This window comes from Mesorhizobium sp. STM 4661 (genome assembly GCF_000359125.1).
In the GTDB taxonomy this organism is placed as follows: Bacteria; Pseudomonadota; Alphaproteobacteria; order Rhizobiales; family Rhizobiaceae; genus Mesorhizobium.
This window is the reverse complement of the sequence record NZ_CAAF010000004.1, coordinates 19,638-42,661: the sequence shown is the minus strand read 5'-3', so window position 1 is coordinate 42,661 and position 23,024 is coordinate 19,638. Positions and strand designations below refer to the sequence as shown.

Below are 23,024 nucleotides of genomic sequence, written 5' to 3'. Positions count from 1 at the left end.
AGACCATGACCGACCTCAACACCATCGCCCGTAACTACATCACCGCCTGGAACGAGAGTGACGCCGCCCGCCGCCAGGCCTTGCTTGAGGCGACCTTCACCGAGGATGTCAGCTACCGCGATCCGATCATGCAGGGCGACGGCCATCAAGGCGTCGCCGCCCTCATCGACGGCGTGCAGCAGCGCTTTGCCGGCTTTCGCTTCTCGCTGAAAGGCCAGCCGGACGGCTTTGCCGACACGATCCGCTTCTCCTGGAATCTCGGGCCGGAAGGCACTGAGTCCGTGATCGAGGGGACCGATATCGGCGTCATCGAGAACGGCCGTTTGAAAAGCATCACCGGCTTTCTCGACAAGGTCCCGGCGCAGTGAGGACGTCCTGGCGAGGTTGCGGCCAAGCACCCCCCTCTGGCCTGCCGGCCATCTCCCCCTCAAGGGGGGAGATTGGCTGTCACGCAACCCTTCGCCAATCACCAACGATGAAAAAAGTGCGGCAGCGTCGACGCTGCTGATCTCCCCCCTTGAGGGGGAGATGGCCGGCAGGCCAGAGGGGGGTACACCCTCGCTCATGTGGTCGCAGCCTTGATCGCCGGATAAAGCGCCTGGTAGCGGTGGTAGGCATCAGAATAAGCGCCGCCAAGCGCAGCTTCCGGTTCGATCGTGGCATCGGTCACTGGCGCCGTGCAGATGGCGAGCGGATCGGTACCCGTCGCCGCGATCAGGCCAAGTCGTGCCGCACCGAAGGCGGCGCCGAAATCGCCGTCGGCGGGAATGTCGACAGGCAGGCCAAGCGCGGTGGCGATCGCCTTCAGCCAGTAGCGCGAGCGCGAGCCGCCGCCGATCGCCGTCACCCGCGTCAAGGTCGTACCGGCTTTTTTCAGCGCTTCGAGACTGTCGCGGAAGGCGAAGGCGACGCCTTCGAGCACCGCCTGGGTCAGCACCGCGCGGCTCGATTCATGCGCAAGCCCGGTGAACGAGCCGCGAATGGCCGAGTCATTGTAGGGTGTGCGCTCGCCTGAGAGATAGGGCAGGAAGGTGACACCGCTCGGCGCCTTCAGCGTATCGCCGAGTTCGGCGGTCAGGTCGCCGGCGCCTGTCCCGGTGATCTCGCACAGCCAATTCAGCGAATCCGTTGCCGACAGGATGACACCCATCTGATGCCAGGTATTCGGCAGTGCGTGGCAGAACGTATGCACCGCGCTTGCCGGATTGGGCAGGTAGGCTGCGTTGGCGGCAAACAGCACGCCCGACGTGCCGAGCGAGACAAAGGCATGGCCTTCGCCCACCGTGCCCATGCCGCAGGCCGAGGCCGCATTGTCGCCGGCACCGCCGGCGATCGGGATGCCGGCCTGCATCCCCCATTTCGAGGCCAGTTCGCCACGCAAGGCGCCGGCTTTGGCCGTGCCTTCGACCAGCGACGGCATCTTGTCCTCATCGAGCGATGTGGCTGCGAGCAACTCGGCCGACCAGCGCCGCTTGCCGACATCGAGCCAGGACGTGCCGGCGGAATCCGACATCTCCGAAATATGCTCGCCGGAGAGCCAAAGCCGCAGGAAATCCTTGGGCAGCAGCACCTTTGCCACCTTGGCGAAAACGCCTGGCTCGTTTTTCTTCACCCAGGCGAGCTTCGGCGCGGTGAAGCCGGGAAAAACGATGTTGCCGGTCAGCTTGCGAAAGCGCGGGTCGGCGTCGAGCGCGGCCGCCTCTATATGGCTGCGCGTGTCGTTCCACAGGATGCAGGGGCGCAGCACCTGGTCGCCGGCATCGAGCAAGGTGGCGCCATGCATCTGGCCCGACAGGCCGATGCCCTTCACCGCCGCAAGCTGTTTTGGATGGGAAGCCCTCAGCTCGGCGATCGCTTCTTCGCAGGCGCGGATCCAGTCGTCGGGATTCTGCTCGGACCAGCCGGGATGCGGCCGCGACACTTCGAGCGAACCATGGCCGGAACCGACGATGGTCTGTCCGGCATCGATCAACAGCGCTTTAACGCCCGACGTGCCCAGATCGAGCCCGAGATACATGACTTCCTCCCACGGCCATTAATTTTTTCGGATCTCGAAAAAATCTGGCTCGACCAGTTTTTAAGGCAAGATCGGTCGCGGGTCAATTCTCGGACAAATCGGCTGCGCGTCGCGAAAACAGCGCCGATAGCGGACTGTCGGGCCGCGCCAGCGCGCGTTCCGCGGTCAAGGCTCTTGCCAGCGCCCCATCGCCGGAACGCAGCGCCGCCTCCATCAGCGTCAGATCGATGACGTCGCGCTGCGCATGGCTGCCGCCGAAACGGTTGGCGATCGCCCGGATCGGCCGGATCAGGCGCACGGTCTCGGTGTAGTTGCCGTCGCCGAACGCCTTGATGGCGAGCGTCAGGGGACGGCCGACATCCCGCGTGAAAGCCGCATTGTCGTCATCGCCGCGCATGGCTTCGCGCTGCGCTTCGACCACGGTTCTGGCTGGCGCTTCGAGACCGGCACCGACGAAGGCCATCATCGCGTGCGCATCGTTGAAGGCATAGTTGCCACCGCCGGCCTTGTGCCAGTTGGCGGCGAGTGCAGCCCAGCGGTCGCCGACATCGACGCCGCCGAGATGGAGCCGCCACAGGATCGCCGAGGCATCAACCATGTTGAGCGCCAGTGGCGAACCGTCGCCGTAGATCGGCCCGTCATAAAGCGCCAGCACCTCATCGGTCTCGCCGAGATCGTAATGGAACAGCGCCAGATGCCACCAATTGTGCACCTTGAGGAAACTTTCCCGCGTCCACGCCTCGGGGTTGGCGCGCATCCAGGCGATGCCGTCTTTTTGCCGGCTCTGCATTTCCATGACATGGGCGACGGCATGCTGGGCCCAGCCGTCGCGCGGCTCGATCTCGACCGCGGCGCGGCCGAGCTTTTCGGCGCGCGCATAGTCGCCCATCTCTTCCAGCCCAAAGGCCTGCATCCCCAGTACGGCATGGTAGCCCGGCATGCTGCTCTGCCAGGAGGGCAGCGCGCGGCCGATGCGGTCGCGCAGCATGCGCGAATTGCCGGTGAAGAAGTCGACCTGGTGCCCGGTCAACAGCGCCACCAGGTCGAGCGGGGAGTCGATGGCGATGTCCTCGAGGATGCGGGAGGCCTCGTGCCAGCGACCCCATGCGAGATGGCCAAGGGCCGCCACATGCGCCTGTTCGCGCGTTGTTGCGGCAAGCGGCAGAGCGGCCTCATGGCAGGTCCTGGCAACGGCTGTCGCCTCGCGCTCCGTGGCGAGGCCGAAGAGATAGCCCTTGAACACATGCGCCATGACGAAATCAGGATTTGCAGCGATCGCGCGGTCGACAGAGCCGATCGGGTCGCCGATGAAGCATTGCAACTCACGGACAGCCTGGCTGTAGGGCGAGAACCCGGCGTCCGTTGCGCCTGAAAATGTCAGGCCGAATGCGTCCCTGACTGCCATGTGATGCCCTTTGGTTGGCCTCGCGGACTTTAATGCCTGTCGCGCGAAAGTGCGCAGCGGTTTTGGGATAGCGACATACACAAAACAGGAAAGTAAAGCGCATCACATGGATTCGTTCAAACGTCGCGCGCCTTAGGTCCAATGCGACCATAAAGCATGGACCACGGACGTGCCATCCTCGCGTCGCGCGAGGTCTGTCCGAGTATCCTCAACGCAGGAAAGCGAATCTGGACCCCAATCGCGGGCCTTTGATTCAGAAAAGCCAGTCTAGTTGCCAGAGCGCATCGCTACCGTGGCGATGCCGGCGCCGACCAGCAGCGTGCCGCCGGTGCGGTTGAAGATGCGGATCGCCCGGGGATTGCGCACCACATAGCGGGCCCTTGCCGCGATCAGCGCGTAGCCGAAGGCATTGGCGAAGGCGAGCGCCAGGAAGGTCGTCTCGAAGATCAGCATCTGCGTCCAGAAATCCGCATGCCGGTCGAGGAACTGCGGCAGGAAGGCGACGAAGAAGGTGATGCTCTTCGGGTTGAGCGCGGTGACCAGCCAGGCATGCGCCATCATCTTGGCCGAGGAGACCGCATCGGTGCGCGGTTCCGCCCGGAGCGCGCCGCCGGCGCGGAACAGCTTGATGCCGAGATAGATCAGATAACCCGCGCCGATCACCTTCAGCACCGTGAACACGGCGGCCGAGGCCGCCAGCAGCGCGCCGATGCCCAGCATCGACAGCGTCATCGCGGTGAAGTCGCCGAGCGCCACGCCGACCGCCATCGGCAGCGCGATGCGCCATCCCTGGCCGAGCGCATAGGACACGACCAGAAGGATGGTCGGGCCGGGAATGACGAGAAGGATGGTCGAGGCGGCGGCAAAGGCGGCCCAGTTTTCGAAGGACATGTTCGTCTCCTTGAGCTTAAACTTGAGCTTAAAGAAGAGGATAAATCCTTGGGCGCGCGAAGATGTAAAGAGGTCATGTCGAAAAATGTAGAGCCTGCCGTTCGGCCCGTCAGAGCGCGCGACAGCAAATCCAGTTTAAGGCCAATCAACGGCCCTTCACGCTTTTTCAACCATGATTGGTGAAAATGCCTGCTATCCGGCCGGACCGTGCTTCCCGCCGACAGCGTAGGGTTTGGGTCCATGCGTGAGTTGCCGCAAAGTCTGACGCCGCCGCGCAAGGGCGACGCAATCGAAACCGAAATTCAGCTTTCCCGCCGCGCGGTGTTGACCGGTGCCGGTGCGCTGGCGCTGCTCGGCGTCGCCGGCTGCAGCCAGACGCTCGACCTGCCGTCGCTTCAGCTCGACGATACGGCCACGGGCTCGATTCCCATCCGCCCCAGCATCAGCGTCGACAAGAACATCACCAGCCCGGACGTCATGTATGCCGCGCTCACCGACGGCGGCTTCAACGTGCCGGAAGTGCCCTATCTCAAGGTCAAATCGGAATTCCGCCGCCAGATCGTCGTCGATCCGACCGGCGAGGCGCCCGGCACCATCGTCGTCCATCTGCAGGAACGGAAGCTTTATCTGGTGCAGCCGGGCGGTGATGCCATCCGCTACGGCGTCGGCATCGGCAAGGACGGTTTCCGCTGGTCCGGCCGCGCCAACATCCAGTACGGCAAGGAATGGCCGGTCTGGACGCCGCCGCCGGAAATGATCGCCCGCAAGCCGGAACTGGTGAAGTGGCAGGGCGGCCAGCCCGGCGGCCTCGACAATCCGCTCGGCGCGCGTGCGCTCTACATCTACCAGGACGGCCGCGACACCGGCTACCGCATCCACGGCTCGCCGGAATGGTGGAGCATCGGCCAGGCCATGTCGTCGGGCTGCGTGCGCCTGATCAACCAGGACATCATCGACCTCTACAGCCGCGTCTCCAGGAAAAACCCGGTCGTCGTCGTTTGATCCTTCGGCCGCATTATCTTCTTGTTTGAGCATGATCTTTTCCGAAAGCCGGATCCCATTTCTCGGGATCATGCTTTAGGGCCGGGACTCAATCAACTGGCTGTCGCGCTGCATCCAATGGCGCTTCAGATATTCCTCGAACATCGGCACCGTGAAGGCGATATCGCCATGCGCGGGGCTGTAGATCATGCCCTTGTTGATGATCGTCGCCCTCCTCGGTCCAAGGGCCGTGAGCTTTTCTCCCAGCACATCGGCGACGTCCGAGGATCGATAAGGACCGGTCCCCAACTTGGCCATTGCGATGACGTACTCGCGCTCCTTCGGAGTCAGCCTGTCAAACCGGACTTTGAAGAATCCCTCGTCCAGACGCTTCAACGCCGCAACTGCTGCGACAACAACATTGTCAGCGTTGATCGGCGAAGCCTGTGCTGCGTTCCACGCTTGATAGCCCCACTCCTGAAGGAAGTACGGGTACCCCTTGGTACTCTGCACAATAGCGGAGAGTGCGGCTTGGTCTATTGTTTCTCCCTCTGCCTCGATTGGCTGTCGGATCGCCTCCTCGGCTGCGGCGATATCAAGCGCATCGACCTTTGGAAATATAAACAGTCTTTCGGCATACGATTTCGCATCTCCAGACAGCGCCGCGATCTGAGGCAAACCCGCGCCAAAGAAGAGGACAGGAAGGGACTTCTGGTTGATCCGATGAATAGCGACAATAAGTGCCGCAAGCTCTTCGGCGGAGAGGTACTGCACTTCGTCAACCAGAAGGGTCCACCCGCGTTCGGCTGCCTGGGCTGCCTGCCCCACTCGCAAAAAGAGATCCGCGATGTCATATTCGATGTTGCCGCTATCAGCGACGCCGGGTTCTGGATCGACGGCAATGGCGACGTCGCCCACCTCAATCTTGAAGGCGCTCGCAAACGCACGCAACGCGCGCAACGCCGAGTAGGTCGCTGCCTTCGCGCCCTCCACAACGGACAGTCGGCGCAGGACTTGGTGCATGCGTGGGTACAAGAGCTCGACGAGAGATCTATCTTCTGGCGCCTCGACAAACGAGGTGAGGTGACCATGGCTTTCAGCGATCTCCTCAATCTTGTTAAGAAGCACCGTCTTGCCTACGCCTCGCAACCCCAGGAGCATTTGCGATTGCGCTGGTTTTCCAGCGAGAACTCGCTGCAATGCGATGTTCGCAGTCGAAATTATGTCGTCACGGCCGGCAAGCTCGGGAGGCTGGGAGCCCGCTCCAGGGGCAAATGGGTTTCGAACGGCGTCCACGGTATACCTCTTTATAGGCGATTATAGCCCATATCTCCTATATTGCCTTATAGTTCTTTATAATCATATATCAATCATCCAGCCGTCGCAGGGCCGCGACCTGTGAGGATCAACCTTTTCCTGTTCCATGAGGCAGGGCTACACATTGCAGCAGAACGTGCGCTTCGGGTCATGGGCGTGAATTCGGCCGAGCGTGAACGAGCTTCTGCTTGGGGACAACTCGGTCGTTTGGAATGATTGGGTTTGACACCAGACTCTCCCGTTGCGTGATCCCGCAAGACAGGCGAATGTGCCTGCGAGACCACTGCTTGGGAGAAATGAAGGATGTCCGGAACGTTTGTGATCGCGCAGGGCGGCGGCCCCACCGCCGTCATCAACCAGACCATGGTTGGCGCCGCGCTCGAGATCCGCAAGCGGCATCCCGGCGCCAAGGTCCTGGGCTCCATCCACGGCGTGCGCGGCATTCGTGACGGCAACTATGCCGATCTTTCGGCCATTTCCGAAGACCGGTTGCGGCTGATCGCGGCGACGCCGAGCGCCGCCCTTGGCTCGACGCGCGACAAGCCGGATGCCGCCTATTGCGAGATCATCCTCATTGGTCTGAAGAAGGCCGGCGCCGACGCCTTCATCTATATCGGCGGCAACGACACGTCGGGCACGCAGCAGATCCTGACCGATGCCGCCGGCGGCAAGATGGCTTTTGTCCATGCACCGAAAACCATCGACAACGATCTCGAGGAGAACGACCACACGCCGGGCTTCATCTCCGCGGCCGAGTTCGTCGCCGGCGCCTTTCTCTCCGTCGATCTCGATTTTCGCGCGCTGCCCGGCATCTATGTCGGCATCGTCATGGGCCGGCATGCCGGCTTCCTCACCGCGGCCGCAGCCGCCTGGCAGCTTGATCCCGACAGCGGCCCGCATCTCGTCTATGTGCCCGAGCGTCCGTTCTCGGCCGCCGCCTTCATCGACGATGTGCGCACCACGCTCGACCGCCACAAGCGCTGCATCGTCGCCGTCTCCGAAGGCGTCAGCACCGCCGACGGCAAGGCACTGGTCGAAAGCCTGGTGCCGCCGGAGAAACTGGAACGCGACGCGCATGGCAACGTCAAGCTTTCGGGCAGCGACCTGCCGGCAGCGCTGGAGCGCGCGCTGGCCGAAGGCCTGCCGGGCAAGCGGGCGCGTGTCGACGCGCTCGGCTACATGCCGCGCGGTTATGTCGGCGCCATCAGCGCCGTGGACGCGCAGGAAGCCTTCGACGCCGGCGCTTTCGCCGTCAAGGTGGCGGAAGAGGGCGGCGGCTCGGTGGCGCTGCAATATGACGGCAAGAAGACCGTGCTGAAGAAAGTGCCGCTGCAGAATGTCGCCGGCAAGACGCGCCACATGCCGGACGATTTCATGAAACCTGATGACAACCAGCTTTCGGATGCGGGCATGGCCTATCTCAGACGGCTGGTGCCCCAGAAGTACAAAGTCGGAAAGCCGTTCGTCTGATGCCGGCGTTTTTCTGATGCCGGATCTCTCGTGATGCTTGACTGGTTCAGCAAGACGGAAGTCGACGCCCGCACGACGATGCTCACCGAGCCGTTCGTGCATGATTTCGTGCGCGCCAATATCTGGCATTTCAGCGGGCGCGACGCCGATCTGCTCGTCGACACCGGCATGGGGATTTGCCCGCTGGCGCCGCGGATCGAAACGCCTGCCGGCAAGCCGCTGCTCGTCGTCGCCACCCATATCCACCTCGACCATGTCGGCTCGCTGCACGAATTCCCGTTGCGGGCAGGACCGAGCATGAGTGCCACGACGTTCGAAACCATGGATCCGGAAGTCACCTATGCCTACATGTTTCACACGCTCGAAGGCGCCGTCTCGAAACTGCCGCAGCCGGGCTGGAAGGCGGCCGACTACCGGATTCCGCCGGCGCCGCTGACGCGCACCCTCGACGAGGGCGATGTCGTCGATCTCGGCGACCGGCAATTCCGCGTGCTGCATCTGCCCGGCCATTCTCCCGATTCAATTGCCCTGTTCGATGAGAGCGATGGCCTGTTCTTTGCTGGCGATGCCATCTACGACGCCATGCTGATCGACGACCTGCCGGATTCCGACCGCGCCGCCTACCGCCGGACGATGCTGCGCCTGCTGGATCTGCCTGTCCGCATCGGCCATGGCGGCCATGGGCCGAGCTTCGACGGCAAGCGGATGCGCGAGATCGCATTGGCCTATCTCAGTCGAACCGATGGCATTTGAACCCGGCGACATCCTTCGTCGCTGGCAATAGGGTGCCGGCAAGGTGCCAGGCAGGCAAACTAGACGAGTGTTCAGGCCGGAAGTCCGCCAAGATTTCGGTTGCCCGCCAGAGCATCTTCGAGAAGACTGTTGAAGGCTGGCATACGGCCCGATTCAAACGGATTGTCCCGATGGTCACTCGCGGCTTCTCTTCCGGGCGAAAGCCCCCGACGGATACCGACGCGCGCATTCCGCCCGGGCAGTATCTCGAACAAGGCTTCCCGGTTCTGTCGGCCGGGCCGACGCCGCGCGTGCGCACCGAGGAGTGGTCGTTCACGCTGAAACACGGACCGCGGCCGATCAAGAAGTGGAATTGGACCGAGTTCAATGCCTTGCCCATGACCAGGATGACCCGCGACATCCATTGCGTTACCGCATGGACCAAATTCGACACGGCCTGGCAGGGCGTGCTGGTCGACGACATTCTGGCCGATGCCGGCATCGAGCCGCCGACCGCCTTCACGCTGGCGCTGTCCTTCGACGGCTATACAACCAATGTGCCGACAAAGGACCTCACCGCCGGCAAGGCGATGGTGGCGCTGCTTTACGATGGCAAGCCGATCACGGCGGACCATGGCGGCCCGGCGCGGCTGCTCGTGCCGCATCTCTATTTCTGGAAATCGGCCAAATGGCTGAACGGGCTGCAGTTCACCGAACGCGACGAGCCCGGGTTCTGGGAATTGCGTGGCTACCACATCTATGGCGACCCGTGGCGCGAGCAGCGCTATACGGGCGACCCATGAGTGAGCCAGCGGCGACGCAGTCGCCCTGGCAGACCGTCACCATCACCCGCATCGAAAAGCGCACGCCGCGCGTCACCAGCTTTTTCCTGCAGCCGTCGCGGCCCTTCGCTTATCGCGCCGGGCAGCATGTCGACGTCAGGCTGACGGCGCCGGACGGCTACCAGGCGCGCCGCTCCTACTCCATCGCCTCGGCGCCGGAAGCGGGCGAGACGATCGAGCTGGCGATCGAAAAACTCGACGACGGCGAGGTCTCGCCATTCTTTCACGAGGTGGCGGCGGTCGGCGACGAGGTTGAACTGCGCGGTCCGCTAGGCGGCCATTTCGTCTGGTCCGACGGCGACGGCGGGCCAATCCTTCTGGTCGGCGGCGGCTCCGGCGTGGTGCCGCTGATGGCGATGATCCGCCATCGCGCCGCGCGCAAATCATTGGTGCCCGCGGCGCTGGTGTTTTCCGCGCGGATCTGGGACGAGGTCATCTTTCGCGACGAACTGATCGGCCTCGACGACCGCCAGGACGGCTTCGATCTGGTGTTGACGCTGACGCGCGAGCCGGCCCGGCGTCCGCGGGATTATTCGCGGCGGATCGATGCCCAGATGATGGTGCAATCGATGATGCGGCTGCCCGAGCCGCCAAGCCTGGCCTTCGTCTGCGGTTCGAATGCCTTCGTGTCGAGCGCCGCCCAGGCGCTGATCGACGCCGGCGTTCCGGCAGGCATCATCCGCACCGAACGCTACGGCGTTTGAACGGGCGATCGGAGCGAAGCAATTCCAGGAAAAGTGTGAAACGGTTTTCCCGGGAAAAGCGCGTAGCGCTTTCCCTAGGGAATTGCGCAAAAACAAGGAGATAGAGCTGTCCTCAGTGTGGGCCTGGCTTTTCCCGTTCGCCCTCGTCAAATGTGTCCTTCATCGCCCGCAGGATGATGACGGCCGAGGCCGCGCCCGGATCCATGTGGCCAAGCGATCGTTCTCCCAGCCTCGCCGCCCTGCCGCGGGCAGCGACCATCGATCGTGTCGAATTCGCGCCGGCTTCGGCGGCCTCCAATATGGCGTTCCACATTTCCGGGCCTCCGGCAGCGCGGGCACGCGCGTTGACAGCCGCTTCCGTTGCAGGGACCCAGGCATCGAGCATCGTCTTGTCGCCGCGCTGGCCCTTGCCGCGCTCCTTGATGCCGGTCGTCATCGCCTCGACGATCGCCGCCTGGTCGGCGGGTGAAAGGCATTCATCCTTTTTGAGGGCCTGCGCCGCCCTGCGGAACGCGGTCGCATAGAGCGGCCCCGTGGATGCGCCGACGGCATCGAGAAAGGCTGACGCGGCAACCGCGAAAACCTCCGACGGCAGCGTGTCGTCGAGGTTGAGTTTGGCAAGCTCGGCATTCACCGCCATGAAGCCGAGCGACATGGTGATGCCGTGGTCGGCGTCGCCGATGGCGCCGTCCAGGTCCGAGAGGTGGTCCTTTCCCGCCTCGATCGCAATGGATATGCGATAGAACATCCTGCTCAGGCGTCGCGCCGCATTGTCCGACATGGTGTTCCTCCCAGTTCAAGCAGGATGCAGCCCCGTCGTTCACGGGACGTCCGTCCTTTATCCTCAGCCGATCCGCAGCACGGCCGTATCGCAGGGATGATGCAACAGTTCCGTCAGCTCGTTGTCGAGATGCAAGACCGATATGGATGCACCGACCATGTCGAGCGAGGTGCAGTAATGCCCCACCCAGTTCGCCTCTATCTTGATGTCCTTGGCGCTCAGCCGCTGCTCGACACGCCTGAACAGAATGTACAGTTCCATCAGAGGCGTCGCGCCGAATGAATTGACCAGCACCGCAACGCGATCTCCCGGCGCCGCCTTCATCTCCGAGAAGATACGGTCCATCACCCGGTCGGTGATCTCGTCGGCAGTCATCATCTTGTCGCGGATGACGCCGCGTTCTCCGTGGATGCCCATGCCGATCTCGATATCGTCGGGGCCGATCTCGAAATTTTGGCGGCGGGTCTGCGGCATGGAGCAAGGCTCCAGCGCGACGCCCATGGTGAATGTTCGTGCATTGGCCTTGCGGGTCGCGGCCTCGCAGGCGTCGAGCGACGATCCGCGGTCGCAGGCCGCCCCGGCGATCTTGAACATGAAGAAGTTGCCGGCAACGCCGCGCCGGCCTTCCTTGTCCTCGAGCGGAGACGAGGCGATATCGTCCGTCGTCACCACCGTGCGAACCTCGATATTGTGTTCCGCCGCCATTTCGGCAGCCATGTCGAAATTCATCACGTCGCCGGCATAATTGCCGTAGACGAAGAGCACGCCTTGCCCGCCCGATGCGGCATTGGCGCACTGAAAGATCGTGCCGGGAGGCGGTGACGAAAAGATGTTGCCGACGGCAACGGCGTCGGCAAGCCCTTTGCCGACATAGCCGAGAAAGCACGGCTCGTGCCCGGTGCCGCCGCCGACCACAAGCCCGACCTTGCCTGGCCTCGGCCCGGTGCGGGCGACGAGGGCGCGATGCGAACCCTTGATCGGCCTGAGATAGGCGGCATGGGCCTTGACCACGCCATCGAGCATTTCCTCGACAACGTCGTCGGGATCATTGAGGAACTTCTTGATATGGGTGCGGAAGTTGCTGGGCAGGGTTGCGCGGTGGTCGATCTTCGGGCGTTGCGAGAGCTTCTGGTCAAGCTCGGTCACGCCGTCGGCATTGAGGATGCCGCGACCGGTTGCTGCATCGGTGATGAGCACATTGACATAGCCGCCGCGCAGCGCGGCAAGGATTGCCGGCACCTTGTCGAAACCGCCGGCGACGGCGATGCGCAATTTGATGGTCTTCAGCATATCGAGCGAGATGCCGATGGTCCGGTCGTCGAGCGGGCCGGCCACCGGATTGCCCTGCCCGTCGATAAAGCGGCCGGCGACGACGCCCACCGCATTCCGGGCGAGATACTGCTGCAGCGAAACCGATTCAAAGAAGCCGCTGGTGTGGATCGTCGAATTCGGGCGCAAGGACGAGATGCCGAACAGCGCCTTGTTGGCTTTGGCAAGCGCGTCGAACTGGCTTTCGATCAGCGGCTCGCGAAGCAGCATGTCGCGAATCTCGGCCGTGGAAACGACCGCCGGCGCCGTGATGTTGACCAGCCTTGCCTTGATCGCGCCGGCGATGGCCGAAGCGCAGAGCTCCGGCGTATAGGCAAAGTTGGCGGCGGTTCCGCCGGTGACCTGCACGACGGTGACGTCCTGCAGGCCAGGCACCGAGGCCTGCTCCGCGATCGCCAGCACAGTTCGCCCCCAGGCGACGGCGAGCGTGTCGCCGGATTTAAGAAGCTTGGCAAGCGCCTGCGCCGCCGCTCCGCCAAGGCGATCGATCAGCGGCCGCGTATTGTCGTCGCTCGGCACGACGAGACAGTCATGCAGGCCGAAATGCCGTTTGAGCTCCTGCGCGATCGACAGCGAGCTCAGCCGTGACGGCTCGAGCGAGATGTTGACGATGCCGCGGGCGCGGGCATCGGCCAGATAGCTGTTCACCGTCGCCCGCGAAATACCCATGATCTCGGCGATATCGCCTTGCGTCATGTGATCTTCGTAGTAGAGCCAGCAGGCCCAGACATACGGGTCGTCGCCGTAGCGCAGCGGAATGGGTTCGGTGCCGGCCTCGGCCCGCGCTGTTCCATTCTTCCGCGCCGATAATGTCTTGACGGTCATGCTGCCCGGTTTCCCCGAATCCAAGATCGATCGCCAAGATGAGCGCAAATGGAAGAACTCTCAATCTTGGTCGGATTCCATCTTATTGTTTGAGCATGATCTTTTCCGAAAACCGGTTTCCACTTTTTGCTTCGCTGACCTTCGGTTCGGTCCGAATGGACAACCTCCTGAAAGCGCACATCTAACTCGCTCCCGGCTGGAAGGTCAGCCGGGAGCCTTTGCTCGGGAGGAGCATACTTCACAATTCAACGACCCGCGGTCGCCGATATCAGCAGTTTCTGCTTGGCGCCAAGCGCCAGGGCTTTCAGGATCAGCGCACAGGATGTGGCGCCAGCGTCGAGGACACCGACCGAGCGTTCGCCGAGACGGCTGGCCCGGCCAATTTTCGCCACAAGATCCCTGGTGCTGTCGCGACCCTTTTCAGCCGCGACGACCAGCGCATCCAGGGCTTCCGGGAACGGCTTGCCGCTGGCATTGGCGGCGTCGAAGGCCTGAATGGCCGGGACGAGCGTGTCGAGCAGCGTCTTGTCGCCGACCTTGGCCGAGCCGATCGACTGGATGCCGTCGAGACCGTTGCTGAGCATGGCGCTGAATGTTCGGGCGTCGATGGACGAGGATTTCTCGATCGTTTCGGCGAATTGCGTGAACATGACGCCATAGAGCGGCCCCATCGAGCCGCCGATCTCGGTCATCAGCACCGTGCCCAGCGTGTCGAAGGCCGTGGCCAGCGACATGTCGTTGCCCCGGATCCTGTCCGCCGCCATGCCAAAACCCTTGGCCATGTTGACGCCGTGGTCGCCGTCGCCGATCTTGCCGTCGATCTCGCTGAGATACGCACGATTTTCGATGATCCGGTCGGCGAGCGAAAGGACGATGTCGCCAGCGGAAGCGTTTTCAAACTGCTGCATTCGCCTGTTTCCTAAAGCCTTGCCGGACAATCGACATCCACATCCAGCAGCCGTTTCAGCTCGGCGTCGAGCGCCATGACCGTGAGTGTGGCGCCGACCATTTCCAGCGAGGTGAAATAGTTGCCGATATAGGTCTTGTGGATGGTCAAGCCGCGTCCGGTGATCTCCTGTTCGATCGTATCGTTAAGGATGTAGAGCTCGTTGACCGGCGTTGCGCCGAGGCCGGACACCAGCACCGCAACCTCGGTTCCCGCCGCCAGACCGTGGTCATCGAGAACGATCTTGACCATGTCCCGCGCTATTTCGGCGGCGGGCTTCAGCGGCTCGACCCGCACGCCCGGTTCGCCGTGATGACCGATGCCGACTTCCATCGTGCCCGGCTCGATCAGGAAATTGGGATGCCCGACCGCTGGCAGCGTGCAGGGGCCGAGGCCGACGCCGATCGAACGGCAATTGTCGATCGCCCTTTGCGCCACCGCCTGCACGGCTTCGAGGCCGGCGCCTTCCGCGGCCAGGGCGCCGGCGCATTTCCACATGAAGATCTCGCCGGCGACGCCCCGGCGCTTTTCGCGCTCGTCCGGTCCCGCCGAGCAGACATCGTCATTGGCGACGACGGTTGCGATCTCGATGTCTTCCTTGGCCGCGAGCTTGATGGCCATTTTCACGTTCATGTTGTCGCCGGCATAATTGCCGTAGAGGCAGACGACACCCTTGCCGCCATTGGCCTCCCGGGCGGCGTCAAGGAAACTCTTTGCCGTCGGCGACGAGAAGAGCTCGCCGACCGCGACCGCGTCCAGCATGTTGCGGCCGGTGTAGCCGATGAAGGCCGGCTCATGGCCGGAGCCGCCGCCGGTGATCACGCCGACCTTGCCGCCGACCGGCGCATGGCGGGCGGCGATGACGCGGGGATTGCTAGCGAGCCTGACGATGTCGGCATGCGCCTTGACGAAGCCCTTGACCGTATCCTCGACGACCTCGTCGGGATTGTTGATGAACCGCTGCATTGTTGCTCCAATCTTGCGCCGGTCAGACAATGGTGTAGCCGCCGTCGACCAGCAGGTCGGCGCCGTTGATCATGTCGGCGCCGTTCGATGCCAGGAACACCGCCGCTGCTGCGATCTCTTGGGGAAAGGCAAAGCGGCCGGTCGGAATGCGCTGCTTCAACGCCTCGCCGCGCGGGTTGTCCCAGGCCTTTCGGCCGAGATCGGTCAGCACCACGGTCGGAGAAATCGTATTGACCGTGATGCCGTGTTTGCCCCATTCGGCGGCAAGCGTCTTGGACAGGCCGATAACGCCGAATTTGGAGGCGCAATAGGCGACATGCTGGTCGATCGCGACGGTGCCTGCCTGCGAGGCCATGTTGATGATCTTGCCGCCCTTGCCGGCCTTGATCATGGCGCGTCCGGCGGCCTGGGAGACCAGAAACGTTCCCTTGAGATTGATGTCGATGGTCTTGTCCCAGGCCTCGAGGCTGAGCTCCTCGGCGGGAGCGAGAACGGCGACGCCGGCGCTGTTGACGACGATATCGATATGGCCGAAAGCCGCTTGCGCCGCCGCGAACACGGCGTCCACGGATCGCGGATCGGATACATCGCAGACGAAGGATTTCGCGCCGTTGCCGAGCTCATCGGCCTTCGATCGCGCAACCGATTCATTGATATCGATCACCCCGACAGTGGCGCCCTTCGTGGCGAATGCCGAGGCAATGGCGCTGCCGATGCCGGAGGCGCCGCCGGTGACCAGGGCGACTTTGCCGCCCAGCGAAAAATTGAGATCAACCTGGATTGAATCAGTCATGGCTCTTTCTCTGTTGGAACGTGGGGTGCGCCAGCAAAGCCCACCCCACGGCCGGATTATTTGCGCGTCGCCAGAAGCTGGTCGACGTTTTCCGCCGTCACTGGCGTCCACGGCACATTGTAGATCTTCTCCTTGCCGTCTTTCCACGGCATGTCCTTGTAGGTTGCCCAGATGTCGGACTGCGGCTTGTAGTCACCCTTCCTGGCAGCGAAGATGGCAAGGTCGAGCGCGCCTTGCGCCTGGGCGCGCGCGTCCTGCAGGATCGACGTCATCTCACCGGCCTTGACGGCGTGGAGCGCATCGGTGATTCCGTCGATGCCGGCAATGGTGAAGCTCTTCACGTCGAGCCCGGCGGCCTTGATCGCCTCGATGGCGCCGAGGGCCATTTCGTCGTTCTGGCCGATCACGCCGTTGATCTGGTTCGGGTGGGCGGTGAGCCAGTTTTCCATCAGCGTCTGGGCTTCGGCGCGCGACCAGTTTGCGGTCTGGTCCTCGAGGATCTTGACATCCGGGCACTCGGCAAGCGCCTTCTTGTTGCCTTCGAGACGGGAAATCTGCGCCGACTGACCGATCGGCCCTTCGAGGATGACCACATTGCCCTTGCAGCCGATCTTGTCGAGCACGGTCTTGGCTTCCATGTAGCCCGAGATCGTGTCGTCGGATCCGACATAGGAGGTCAACAGATCGGAATTGACGCGGGTGTTCGAGCCGATGACCGGAATGCCGGCATCGGCGGCCGTCTGCACCGCCGCGGCGCCGGCGTCGACGTCGATCGGAGCGAAGATGATGGCGTTGTATTTCTGCGTCGCCATCGTCTTGAACTGGTCCTGCTGGACCAGGGCGTCATAACGGCCGTCGAAGACCGTCAGTTCGACTTCACCGCTCTTGACGGCCGGATGCTCCTGGAGCGCCGCCGCCCAGATCTGCATGAATTCGGCGTTCAGCCCGTAAGGTGCCGCGCCGATCTTGACCTTCTCCTGAGCCATGGCCGACGAGGCCAGCAGCGCGGTCGCGGATGCGAGCGCAATCATCAATCTTTTCATTTCGTTACCTCCACTTTGAGCGAGCGACCGACATGGTTCGCCTTATACGGACGCGCGTGTTGCAGGTCCGGTACCGGAAGGGGCCTAGGCATCAGACCCGAACCGGGTCCCGCTTTGGGTCCGATGCGCTAGGCCCCGTAGTTTCTTTTCTGATCAAGCATCACGGCGCCAACGATCAGGGCGCCCTTGAGGACTTGCTGGTAATAGGATTGGATACCCATCAGATCGAGACCGTTGTTCATGACGCCGATGATCAGCGCGCCGATCAGCGTGCCGGTCACCCGGCCGACGCCTCCAGAAAGGCTGGTTCCACCGATCACCACCGCCGCGATCGCGTCCAGTTCATAGGCAATACCGGCCTGGGGCAGGGCGGAACCGGTGCGGGCGCTGAGCAGCATCCCGGCGAGCCCGGCAAGACCGCCGGAGATGACATAGACGGCGAACTGCGTGCGGGTGATGTTGATGCCCGAGGTCCTGGCCGCATGAGGGTTGCCGCCGACGGCATAGATGTAGCGGCCAAAACGGGTGCGGTTGAGGATCCACCAGGAGACGGCGAACACGACAGCCAGAATGACGACCGGCGCGGGTATGCCAAGGATGTTGCCTGTGCCGATCCAGCGGAAGGCCGGCGTCAGCGCGGGAACGGGACGGCCTCCGCCATAGATGAGGGTCATTCCGCGTGCCGCCGACAGCATGCCCAGCGTCGCCACGAAGGCCGGCACCGAAAACCGCGATACGATCACGCCGGAGACGGCGCCGCAGGCAATGCCGACCAGCAGGCCGATGCCGAGCCCCAGGGCGACCGGATAGGGCGCGCCGGCAATCCCGGCGGTCGCGGAACTGGTCACGAAGCTCGCGCTGACGATGCCGGCTAGCGCGACGACGGAACCGACCGAGAGATCGATGCCGCGCGTCAGGATGACGAAAGTCATGCCGATGGCGAGAACGCCGTTGATCGAGGTCTGCAGCAGCACGTTCGAGATGTTGCCGGCCGTAAGGAAGAACTCGTTGGAGACCGAGAGAACCGCTACCAGGATCAGGAAAGCAAGGAAGATGCCGTATTCCTGGATCAACAGCCGGCGCTGCTCCGAACCGAACCAGCTATTTGCATTCTTGCCGCCGTTCGCATTCTTCCCGCTCTTCGCATTCTTGTTGTCGCCAACCGACATCACTGATTCCTCTGCCATTGAGCGAACACCCTGTCCCTGTTCAGGTTGATAGATGGACGAGCGACTGGGCATCCGTTTCCTCCCGGCTGAAGGTTCCGGCACTTTTGCCGGCGCGCATCACCATGATCCGGTCCGACATGCCGAGAACCTCGTCGATTTCCGACGAGATCATCACGACCGTGCCGCCGGACGCCGCGAAGTCGCTGATGATCCGGTAGATTTCACGCTTGGCGCCGACATCGACGCCGCGCGTCGGCTCGTCCAGAAGCAGCACCTTCGGATTGCGAAGGAACCATTTTCCGAGCACCACCTTCTGCTGGTTGCCGCCTGAAAGGCTGGAAACCGGCATCGTGTCGCGGGCCGCCTTGATCTGAAACTTTTCCCGCATGCCGCGGCTTGCGTCCGCCTCCCGCGCCCGATCCATGGCGAAGGCGGGGCTCATTTCAGGCAGGCTCGCCATGCAGATGTTGGCGCGCACGGAATCGGCGAGATTGAGACCGGTCAGCTTGCGGTCCTCGGTGACCAGCGCCAGACCATGCGCCATCGCATCCGCAGGCTTTGCAATGCTGACCTCGGTCCCGTCGACCTTGATGCTTCCCGCCGAAGGCCTGTCGAGCCCGAACAGGCAGTTGAAGATCTCCGTCCGACCGGCTCCCATCAGGCCGTAAATGCCGAAAATCTCGCCCTTGTGCACCGAAAACGAGATGTCCTCGATCTTGTTCGGGCAAGTGAGCGCGGCAACCTCGATACCGGGTTCCGATGTCGGCGTGTTGGTCTTGGCGAATTCCTCCGACAGTTCGCGGCCGACGATCATGCGGATCAGGCCGGGTCGATCGATGTCAGCAAGCGCCCCGCTGCCGACATAGGCGCCATCGCGAAAGACCGTGTAGGAATCGGCGATCTGGAAGATCTCCGACAGGCGGTGGGAAACATAGACGATGCCGCGCCCTTGCGCCTGCAGGCGGCGGATCGCGGCGAACAGGTGCTGTGCTTCCCGCTCGCCGATCGCCGAGGTCGGCTCATCCATGAAGATGACCTCCGCGTCGTGACTGAGCGCCTTGGCGATCTCGACGAGCTGCATCCGCGCAACCGAGAGGTTCATCATGTACTGCGTGGCCCGGATATCGAATTCGAGATCGTCCAGCAGTCCTTGCGCGGACCGGTTCATCGCGCGGAAATCGATGCCGCCGAACCGCGCCTTGGGCTCGCGGCCGAGATAGATGTTCTCGGCAACCGTCATGTGGGGAACAGGGCTGAGTTCCTGCTCGATGATGGCGATGCCCGAGGCCAGTGCGTCGGCCGGATTTGCGAATTCCACCTCCTTGCCGCGGCGGCGGATCGAGCCGGCATCGCGGCTGAAGATGCCCATCAATATCCTGAGAAAGGTTGATTTGCCTGCGCCGTTGCCGCCGCAGAGCGCATGAACCGTGCCGGCACGAAGCTGAAAGCGGCCGTCGCGCAAGGCGGCGACGCCACCAAAGGACTTTTTCAGCCCTTCAACATCGAGCAAAAGCTCCACGTTCTCTCCTCCCGTGTATTCGGCAATCCTTGGAGCCGATCGACGCTGGTGACCTCCGCCCAAGGCATCGAATGTGACAATAGTCAATTTATGGTCGACAAATGTCAAGTCACGTCGAGAGTTTTAGCGCATGGCCCATCGAGATGAAGCTCGGTTTTCGAGAAAAGCCATTGAAAAACAAATAGATATGGCTATCACGATTGTGCCGGGGCAGGATCGGTCATGATCGGATCGTGCTGCTGGAAGTCAAGATCAAAGCGCCGCATCAGCATTTGCAGGGACTGCATGCCACGCGGCGCCGGATCATCCGGCCACTTGCCTGTACCTGCGGGTTCCCTCGTGCGGTGGCTTCAGCCGAGTGGCGAAAAGCGCGCCGACAGCAATTGGAACGGCAGCGCGCCATAGGTGGCGACAGTCGCCTCATTGTCCCACTGCCGGAACTGGCGGGACGGCCGGGCCTCGAGCACCAACGCCTGGCCTGCACCGTCAAGCGTCACCTTGCCGCGAAAGTGCAGCACCCTTTCACCACCGGAGCGGCTGATCGCCATGGACCGCAAGCGGGCGACATGCCGGCCGGCGGCATTGATCTCCATTTCAATGCGGCGCCGGACCGGCGGAACGGCGATCCTGACCGTCACGTCAAGCATCATGTCGCCAGTCATTTCCAAATAGGGAGCCGTCTGGGGATAGGGAATCGTCTGTGAAAGCACGAATGGCGCTGGCGCCGTCTTCGCCTTGTGTATGGCCGATTTGCCGCGCCAGACGATATCAGGCGCCGATTGCCGCAGTCGGCCTTTCTTGCGCTTCAAGCGCAGCTGCTTGGCAAATCCGCGCGACAGCCAGACGAGACCGCCGAAATCCGTGCGCGGCTTGGCTTGCAGCACCGAGGACCAGCGCGACAGGCCGGCGCGATCCGCCATCGCCACTGTCCTTGCCAGGGGCGTCTCGGGCACTGCAATGCCGATCTCCAGTGCGAGATAGGAGAGCGCCACCGCCGCCGCAACGGCCAGGCCGCGCTTTGCCGCGATATCGACGAACACATCCCAGTCGACATCGCCGCCATCGATGGCCACCGCGCAATCGACCAGCCAGTCGCTATGGGTGTGGGCGTCGAGACCGCCATGCGCGATGGCGAGCGCGATGCGATCGGCCGGCGAGGGAACAAACACGCTGACGCCGCTGAATTCGGCCGCTATCGCCCGCCGCCAGATCGCCAAATCGTCTTCCCAGCTGGATTGTGATCCGTCGTAGCCGAACTGGTGCAGGTCGATATCGCCGAAACTGCCCTTGAAGAAGTTCATCGACCGCACGGACGACAATCTGGCCCTGAGATATTGCGGGCTGACGCCGGTGGCGATCTGCCAGTCGCGGTCGCGTAGCACGTCGAAGGCGGCGAGCATGTCCTGCGGGCGCACCAATATGTCGATGTCATGCGCCACCCGGCCGCGCTGTGCCGACGCATTGACGGCAATGCGGCTGGCGCCCTTGATCAACATGACCGCCGATCCGGCTTCCACCATCGCCTTCAGCGCCGGCTCGGCCTCGCGCATCGCCATCCGCGATTTGGTCCACAGCATCTTTTGCAGGCCGACAAGGCGCGGATAGGCGGCATGGACGGCAAGCTTCCTGCCGAACCTGTCGGAAATCGCGGCGAGCAGCCGGTGCTCGCGAAAGGAGACGAGGTCGATGTCGTTCTCGTCAAGCCAGCGCATTGCGTATTGGCAGGCCGCTTCCTTATCTGGAAGAAGCGCCGCCTTGAGCAATTGGTCGAGCTTGCCGGTGGGCCAGGACCAGCCATAGTCCGGAAACCGGCGGCCGATACGCCGGATCGTCCTGGCCATCAATTGGGTTCCGCCTTGTTTCGCGCCCGGCGCTGCATGGCGAGCCGGGCGACCTCGAGATAGCCGCGGTCGCGCGTGGCATCGCGCCCATAGGACAGGCTGCCGGGCCTGATGCGACGCAATGTCAGCGCCTCATTCAGCATATCGAGAACCAGGCCCGCCTCGCGTGCCCGGGCGATCCAGTCGATCATTTCGCCGCGGCCACCCGGCGGATCGACGATCGGCCCGACGGCATCGAAGACCGTGCGGCGGATCATCATTGTCGAACGCGACCAGCCGGGCACGGTTACGGCGTCCGGCGCATCGGGCCGGTCATGGCGGAAGTTGCGCCAATGGGTAAAAACGCCCGATGTCCGCGGAAATCGCCTGAGATGCGCAAGCTGTTCTTCGATCTTGGTCGGCAACCACAAATCGTCGGCATCGAGCGTCGCGATGAACGGCGTCGACAGCGCGGCAATGCCTCTGGTCGTGGCGCTGCCAGGCCCCGCGTTTTCCTGGCGCAGCAGCCGCACCTTCAGGTTCAGCGCATCGATCACGGCCGCCATGTCGTCGGTCGAGCCGTCGTCGACGACGACGATGGCGTCGGGTTTGATCGACTGAGCCACGACCGATCCCAACGTCTCGGCGATGGTGGTGGCCGCGTTGAAGGCTGGAACAACGACGCCGTAGCCCGACATTACAGGAAACGCCAATGCGCGAGGTCTTTGAAATCGAATATACCGTCGACGGCGTGCAGGGAAGGATTGGCCTTGCGCCGTTTTATCGATTTGTGGATAGCGCGCATGAATTCGCGAAAGGGCACATTCTTTTCCTTGGTCATGTTGCCGGGGTGGCGTCGGTAATAGAGGGCAACAGTTTCGGGCATGAGGAATCTCGGACCGCTCTCGAAGACGCGCAGCAGGTAGTCGGTGTCCTCGGCCTGGTTGAAGTCCTCGTCGAAGCCGCCGATCCGCTCAACAAGATCCCGGGCGAAAATGCCGGCGGACAGATGGATCCCGCGAACGGTTATGGAATGGCTGTCGGCGGCCGGTTCCAGCGTCTCGTCGTCTATACTGTCTATAAGCGTCATCCGTGAATAGGTCAGGTCAAGGTCGGGGTCGGCCGCGAAACAGGCAAGATCGACCCTGAAGCGGCCGGCGGGCGAGATGTCGTCCGAATCGAGAAACGATACCAATCGCGTTTCCGGCAGCAATTGCTTCAGCCCGGCATTGCGTGCCTTGGTGACACCCATATTGTCTTGCTGGAACAGGCGGATGCATGGCGCCTGCTTGATCAGCGAGCGCACCGTCGCTGCCGAAGCATCGGTCGAACCGTCATCGACCACGATGATGTCGAGATCGGCGTCATCGCATTGCCTGAGCAGCGAACGCAGCGCCGAACCGACGTATTTTTCGCGGTTGTAGACAGGCATGATCACGCTCAGCTTCATGCGTCACTCCGGGCCAGACGCGCC

At 63.0% G+C, this 23,024-nt stretch carries 21 protein-coding genes; 6 read left to right on the top strand and 15 right to left on the bottom strand.

Features of this window, described 5'->3' with window-relative positions; genetic code table 11:
* Positions 1–5: 5 nt before the first annotated feature.
* Positions 6–368 (top strand): nuclear transport factor 2 family protein, encoded by a 363-nt coding sequence (locus MESS4_RS01245; protein WP_006325519.1) that lies wholly within the window; start codon positions 6–8, stop codon positions 366–368.
* Between the two features lie 194 nt (positions 369–562).
* Here the strand turns inward: MESS4_RS01245 and xylB are convergent, their stop codons facing one another.
* From xylB to MESS4_RS01230, 3 genes are all read right to left on the bottom strand, one after another.
* Complete coding sequence (gene xylB / locus MESS4_RS01240) at positions 563–2,017, bottom strand: xylulokinase (protein ID WP_006325514.1); 1,455 nt, start codon at positions 2,015–2,017, stop codon at positions 563–565.
* 82 nt (positions 2,018–2,099) lie between these two features.
* Entirely contained in the window at positions 2,100–3,422 is a 1,323-nt protein-coding gene (locus tag MESS4_RS01235; RefSeq protein WP_006325513.1) for a tetratricopeptide repeat protein, read from the bottom strand.
* 267 nt (positions 3,423–3,689) lie between these two features.
* Positions 3,690–4,313, bottom strand: a complete 624-nt coding sequence (locus MESS4_RS01230; protein ID WP_006325507.1) for a LysE family translocator — start codon at positions 4,311–4,313, stop codon at positions 3,690–3,692.
* Positions 4,314–4,553: 240 nt separating this feature from the next.
* On the opposite strand from MESS4_RS01230, the gene MESS4_RS01225 reads away from it, so the two are divergent.
* Positions 4,554–5,315, top strand: a complete 762-nt coding sequence (locus MESS4_RS01225) for a L,D-transpeptidase (RefSeq protein ID WP_006325506.1) — start codon at positions 4,554–4,556, stop codon at positions 5,313–5,315.
* 75 nt (positions 5,316–5,390) lie between these two features.
* Here the strand turns inward: MESS4_RS01225 and MESS4_RS01220 are convergent, their stop codons facing one another.
* On the bottom strand, positions 5,391–6,590 hold the full coding sequence (locus MESS4_RS01220) for an ATP-binding protein (protein ID WP_006325505.1): 1,200 nt from the start codon (positions 6,588–6,590) through the stop codon (positions 5,391–5,393).
* Positions 6,591–6,914: 324 nt separating this feature from the next.
* On the opposite strand from MESS4_RS01220, the gene MESS4_RS01215 reads away from it, so the two are divergent.
* The 4 genes from MESS4_RS01215 to MESS4_RS01200 all read left to right on the top strand — a co-directional run bounded on the left by MESS4_RS01215 (position 6,915) and on the right by MESS4_RS01200 (position 10,359).
* Positions 6,915–8,081, top strand: coding sequence for a diphosphate--fructose-6-phosphate 1-phosphotransferase (locus MESS4_RS01215; protein WP_006325503.1), 1,167 nt, complete (start codon positions 6,915–6,917; stop codon positions 8,079–8,081).
* 33 nt (positions 8,082–8,114) lie between these two features.
* On the top strand, positions 8,115–8,834 hold the full coding sequence (locus tag MESS4_RS01210; protein ID WP_006325502.1) for an MBL fold metallo-hydrolase: 720 nt from the start codon (positions 8,115–8,117) through the stop codon (positions 8,832–8,834).
* Between the two features lie 170 nt (positions 8,835–9,004).
* Positions 9,005–9,616: a molybdopterin-dependent oxidoreductase gene (locus MESS4_RS01205; protein ID WP_006325501.1), complete on the top strand. Its 612-nt coding sequence runs from the start codon at positions 9,005–9,007 to the stop codon at positions 9,614–9,616.
* The gene (locus tag MESS4_RS01200; protein WP_006325500.1) at positions 9,613–10,359 is read left to right on the top strand and encodes a ferredoxin reductase; all 747 of its coding nucleotides are present in this window, start codon (positions 9,613–9,615) and stop codon (positions 10,357–10,359) included. Before MESS4_RS01205 ends, MESS4_RS01200 begins: the two co-directional genes overlap by 4 nt.
* A 112-nt stretch (positions 10,360–10,471) precedes the next feature.
* Here MESS4_RS01200 and dhaL (MESS4_RS01195) read toward each other — a convergent pair whose 3' ends face one another.
* The 11 genes from dhaL (MESS4_RS01195) to MESS4_RS01140 form a co-directional block, all read right to left on the bottom strand.
* Entirely contained in the window at positions 10,472–11,140 is a 669-nt protein-coding gene (dhaL, locus tag MESS4_RS01195; protein WP_006325499.1) for a dihydroxyacetone kinase subunit DhaL, read from the bottom strand.
* Between the two features lie 63 nt (positions 11,141–11,203).
* Entirely contained in the window at positions 11,204–13,294 is a 2,091-nt protein-coding gene (locus tag MESS4_RS31475; protein ID WP_006325498.1) for a bifunctional sugar-binding transcriptional regulator/dihydroxyacetone kinase subunit DhaK, read from the bottom strand.
* Between the two features lie 245 nt (positions 13,295–13,539).
* Entirely contained in the window at positions 13,540–14,202 is a 663-nt protein-coding gene (gene dhaL / locus MESS4_RS01180; protein WP_006325489.1) for a dihydroxyacetone kinase subunit DhaL, read from the bottom strand.
* 11 nt (positions 14,203–14,213) lie between these two features.
* Positions 14,214–15,206: a dihydroxyacetone kinase subunit DhaK gene (locus tag MESS4_RS01175; protein WP_006325488.1), complete on the bottom strand. Its 993-nt coding sequence runs from the start codon at positions 15,204–15,206 to the stop codon at positions 14,214–14,216.
* A gap of 22 nt (positions 15,207–15,228) precedes the next feature.
* The gene (locus MESS4_RS01170; RefSeq protein ID WP_006325487.1) at positions 15,229–15,999 is read right to left on the bottom strand and encodes an SDR family oxidoreductase; all 771 of its coding nucleotides are present in this window, start codon (positions 15,997–15,999) and stop codon (positions 15,229–15,231) included.
* Positions 16,000–16,055: 56 nt separating this feature from the next.
* A complete protein-coding gene (locus MESS4_RS01165) occupies positions 16,056–17,042 on the bottom strand; it encodes a substrate-binding domain-containing protein (protein WP_006325486.1) in 987 nt (328 codons plus the stop codon).
* A gap of 128 nt (positions 17,043–17,170) precedes the next feature.
* Positions 17,171–18,283, bottom strand: a complete 1,113-nt coding sequence (locus MESS4_RS01160) for a sugar ABC transporter permease (protein WP_036240403.1) — start codon at positions 18,281–18,283, stop codon at positions 17,171–17,173.
* A complete protein-coding gene (locus MESS4_RS01155) occupies positions 18,252–19,730 on the bottom strand; it encodes a sugar ABC transporter ATP-binding protein (RefSeq protein ID WP_006325484.1) in 1,479 nt (492 codons plus the stop codon). Before MESS4_RS01155 ends, MESS4_RS01160 begins: the two co-directional genes overlap by 32 nt.
* 350 nt (positions 19,731–20,080) lie before the next feature.
* On the bottom strand, positions 20,081–21,571 hold the full coding sequence (locus MESS4_RS01150) for a nucleotidyltransferase family protein (RefSeq protein WP_006325483.1): 1,491 nt from the start codon (positions 21,569–21,571) through the stop codon (positions 20,081–20,083).
* Positions 21,571–22,248 carry a glycosyltransferase family A protein gene (locus MESS4_RS01145; protein WP_006325482.1) on the bottom strand — a complete coding sequence of 226 codons (678 nt, stop codon included), beginning with the start codon at positions 22,246–22,248 and terminating at the stop codon, positions 21,571–21,573. The genes MESS4_RS01150 and MESS4_RS01145 overlap by 1 nt, the downstream gene beginning before the upstream one ends.
* Positions 22,248–23,000 (bottom strand): glycosyltransferase family A protein, encoded by a 753-nt coding sequence (locus tag MESS4_RS01140; protein ID WP_006325479.1) that lies wholly within the window; start codon positions 22,998–23,000, stop codon positions 22,248–22,250. Before MESS4_RS01140 ends, MESS4_RS01145 begins: the two co-directional genes overlap by 1 nt.
* Positions 23,001–23,024 lie beyond the last annotated feature (24 nt).

Excerpts from the sequence above, each read along its gene's own strand:
- MESS4_RS01245 (WP_006325519.1), top strand. The coding sequence starts at position 6 with ATGACCGACCTCAACACCATCGCCCGTAACTACATCACCGCCTGGAAC.
- xylB (WP_006325514.1), bottom strand. The coding sequence starts at position 2,017 with ATGTATCTCGGGCTCGATCTGGGCACGTCGGGCGTTAAAGCGCTGTTG.
- MESS4_RS01235 (WP_006325513.1), bottom strand. The coding sequence starts at position 3,422 with ATGGCAGTCAGGGACGCATTCGGCCTGACATTTTCAGGCGCAACGGAC.
- MESS4_RS01230 (WP_006325507.1), bottom strand. The coding sequence starts at position 4,313 with ATGTCCTTCGAAAACTGGGCCGCCTTTGCCGCCGCCTCGACCATCCTT.
- MESS4_RS01225 (WP_006325506.1), top strand. The coding sequence starts at position 4,554 with ATGCGTGAGTTGCCGCAAAGTCTGACGCCGCCGCGCAAGGGCGACGCA.
- MESS4_RS01215 (WP_006325503.1), top strand. The coding sequence starts at position 6,915 with ATGTCCGGAACGTTTGTGATCGCGCAGGGCGGCGGCCCCACCGCCGTC.
- MESS4_RS01210 (WP_006325502.1), top strand. The coding sequence starts at position 8,115 with ATGCTTGACTGGTTCAGCAAGACGGAAGTCGACGCCCGCACGACGATG.
- MESS4_RS01205 (WP_006325501.1), top strand. The coding sequence starts at position 9,005 with ATGGTCACTCGCGGCTTCTCTTCCGGGCGAAAGCCCCCGACGGATACC.
- MESS4_RS01200 (WP_006325500.1), top strand. The coding sequence starts at position 9,613 with ATGAGTGAGCCAGCGGCGACGCAGTCGCCCTGGCAGACCGTCACCATC.
- dhaL (WP_006325499.1), bottom strand. The coding sequence starts at position 11,140 with ATGTCGGACAATGCGGCGCGACGCCTGAGCAGGATGTTCTATCGCATA.
- MESS4_RS31475 (WP_006325498.1), bottom strand. The coding sequence starts at position 13,294 with ATGACCGTCAAGACATTATCGGCGCGGAAGAATGGAACAGCGCGGGCC.
- dhaL (WP_006325489.1), bottom strand. The coding sequence starts at position 14,202 with ATGCAGCAGTTTGAAAACGCTTCCGCTGGCGACATCGTCCTTTCGCTC.
- MESS4_RS01175 (WP_006325488.1), bottom strand. The coding sequence starts at position 15,206 with ATGCAGCGGTTCATCAACAATCCCGACGAGGTCGTCGAGGATACGGTC.
- MESS4_RS01170 (WP_006325487.1), bottom strand. The coding sequence starts at position 15,999 with ATGACTGATTCAATCCAGGTTGATCTCAATTTTTCGCTGGGCGGCAAA.
- MESS4_RS01165 (WP_006325486.1), bottom strand. The coding sequence starts at position 17,042 with ATGAAAAGATTGATGATTGCGCTCGCATCCGCGACCGCGCTGCTGGCC.
- MESS4_RS01160 (WP_036240403.1), bottom strand. The coding sequence starts at position 18,283 with ATGCCCAGTCGCTCGTCCATCTATCAACCTGAACAGGGACAGGGTGTT.
- MESS4_RS01150 (WP_006325483.1), bottom strand. The coding sequence starts at position 21,571 with ATGGCCAGGACGATCCGGCGTATCGGCCGCCGGTTTCCGGACTATGGC.
- MESS4_RS01145 (WP_006325482.1), bottom strand. The coding sequence starts at position 22,248 with ATGTCGGGCTACGGCGTCGTTGTTCCAGCCTTCAACGCGGCCACCACC.
- MESS4_RS01140 (WP_006325479.1), bottom strand. The coding sequence starts at position 23,000 with ATGAAGCTGAGCGTGATCATGCCTGTCTACAACCGCGAAAAATACGTC.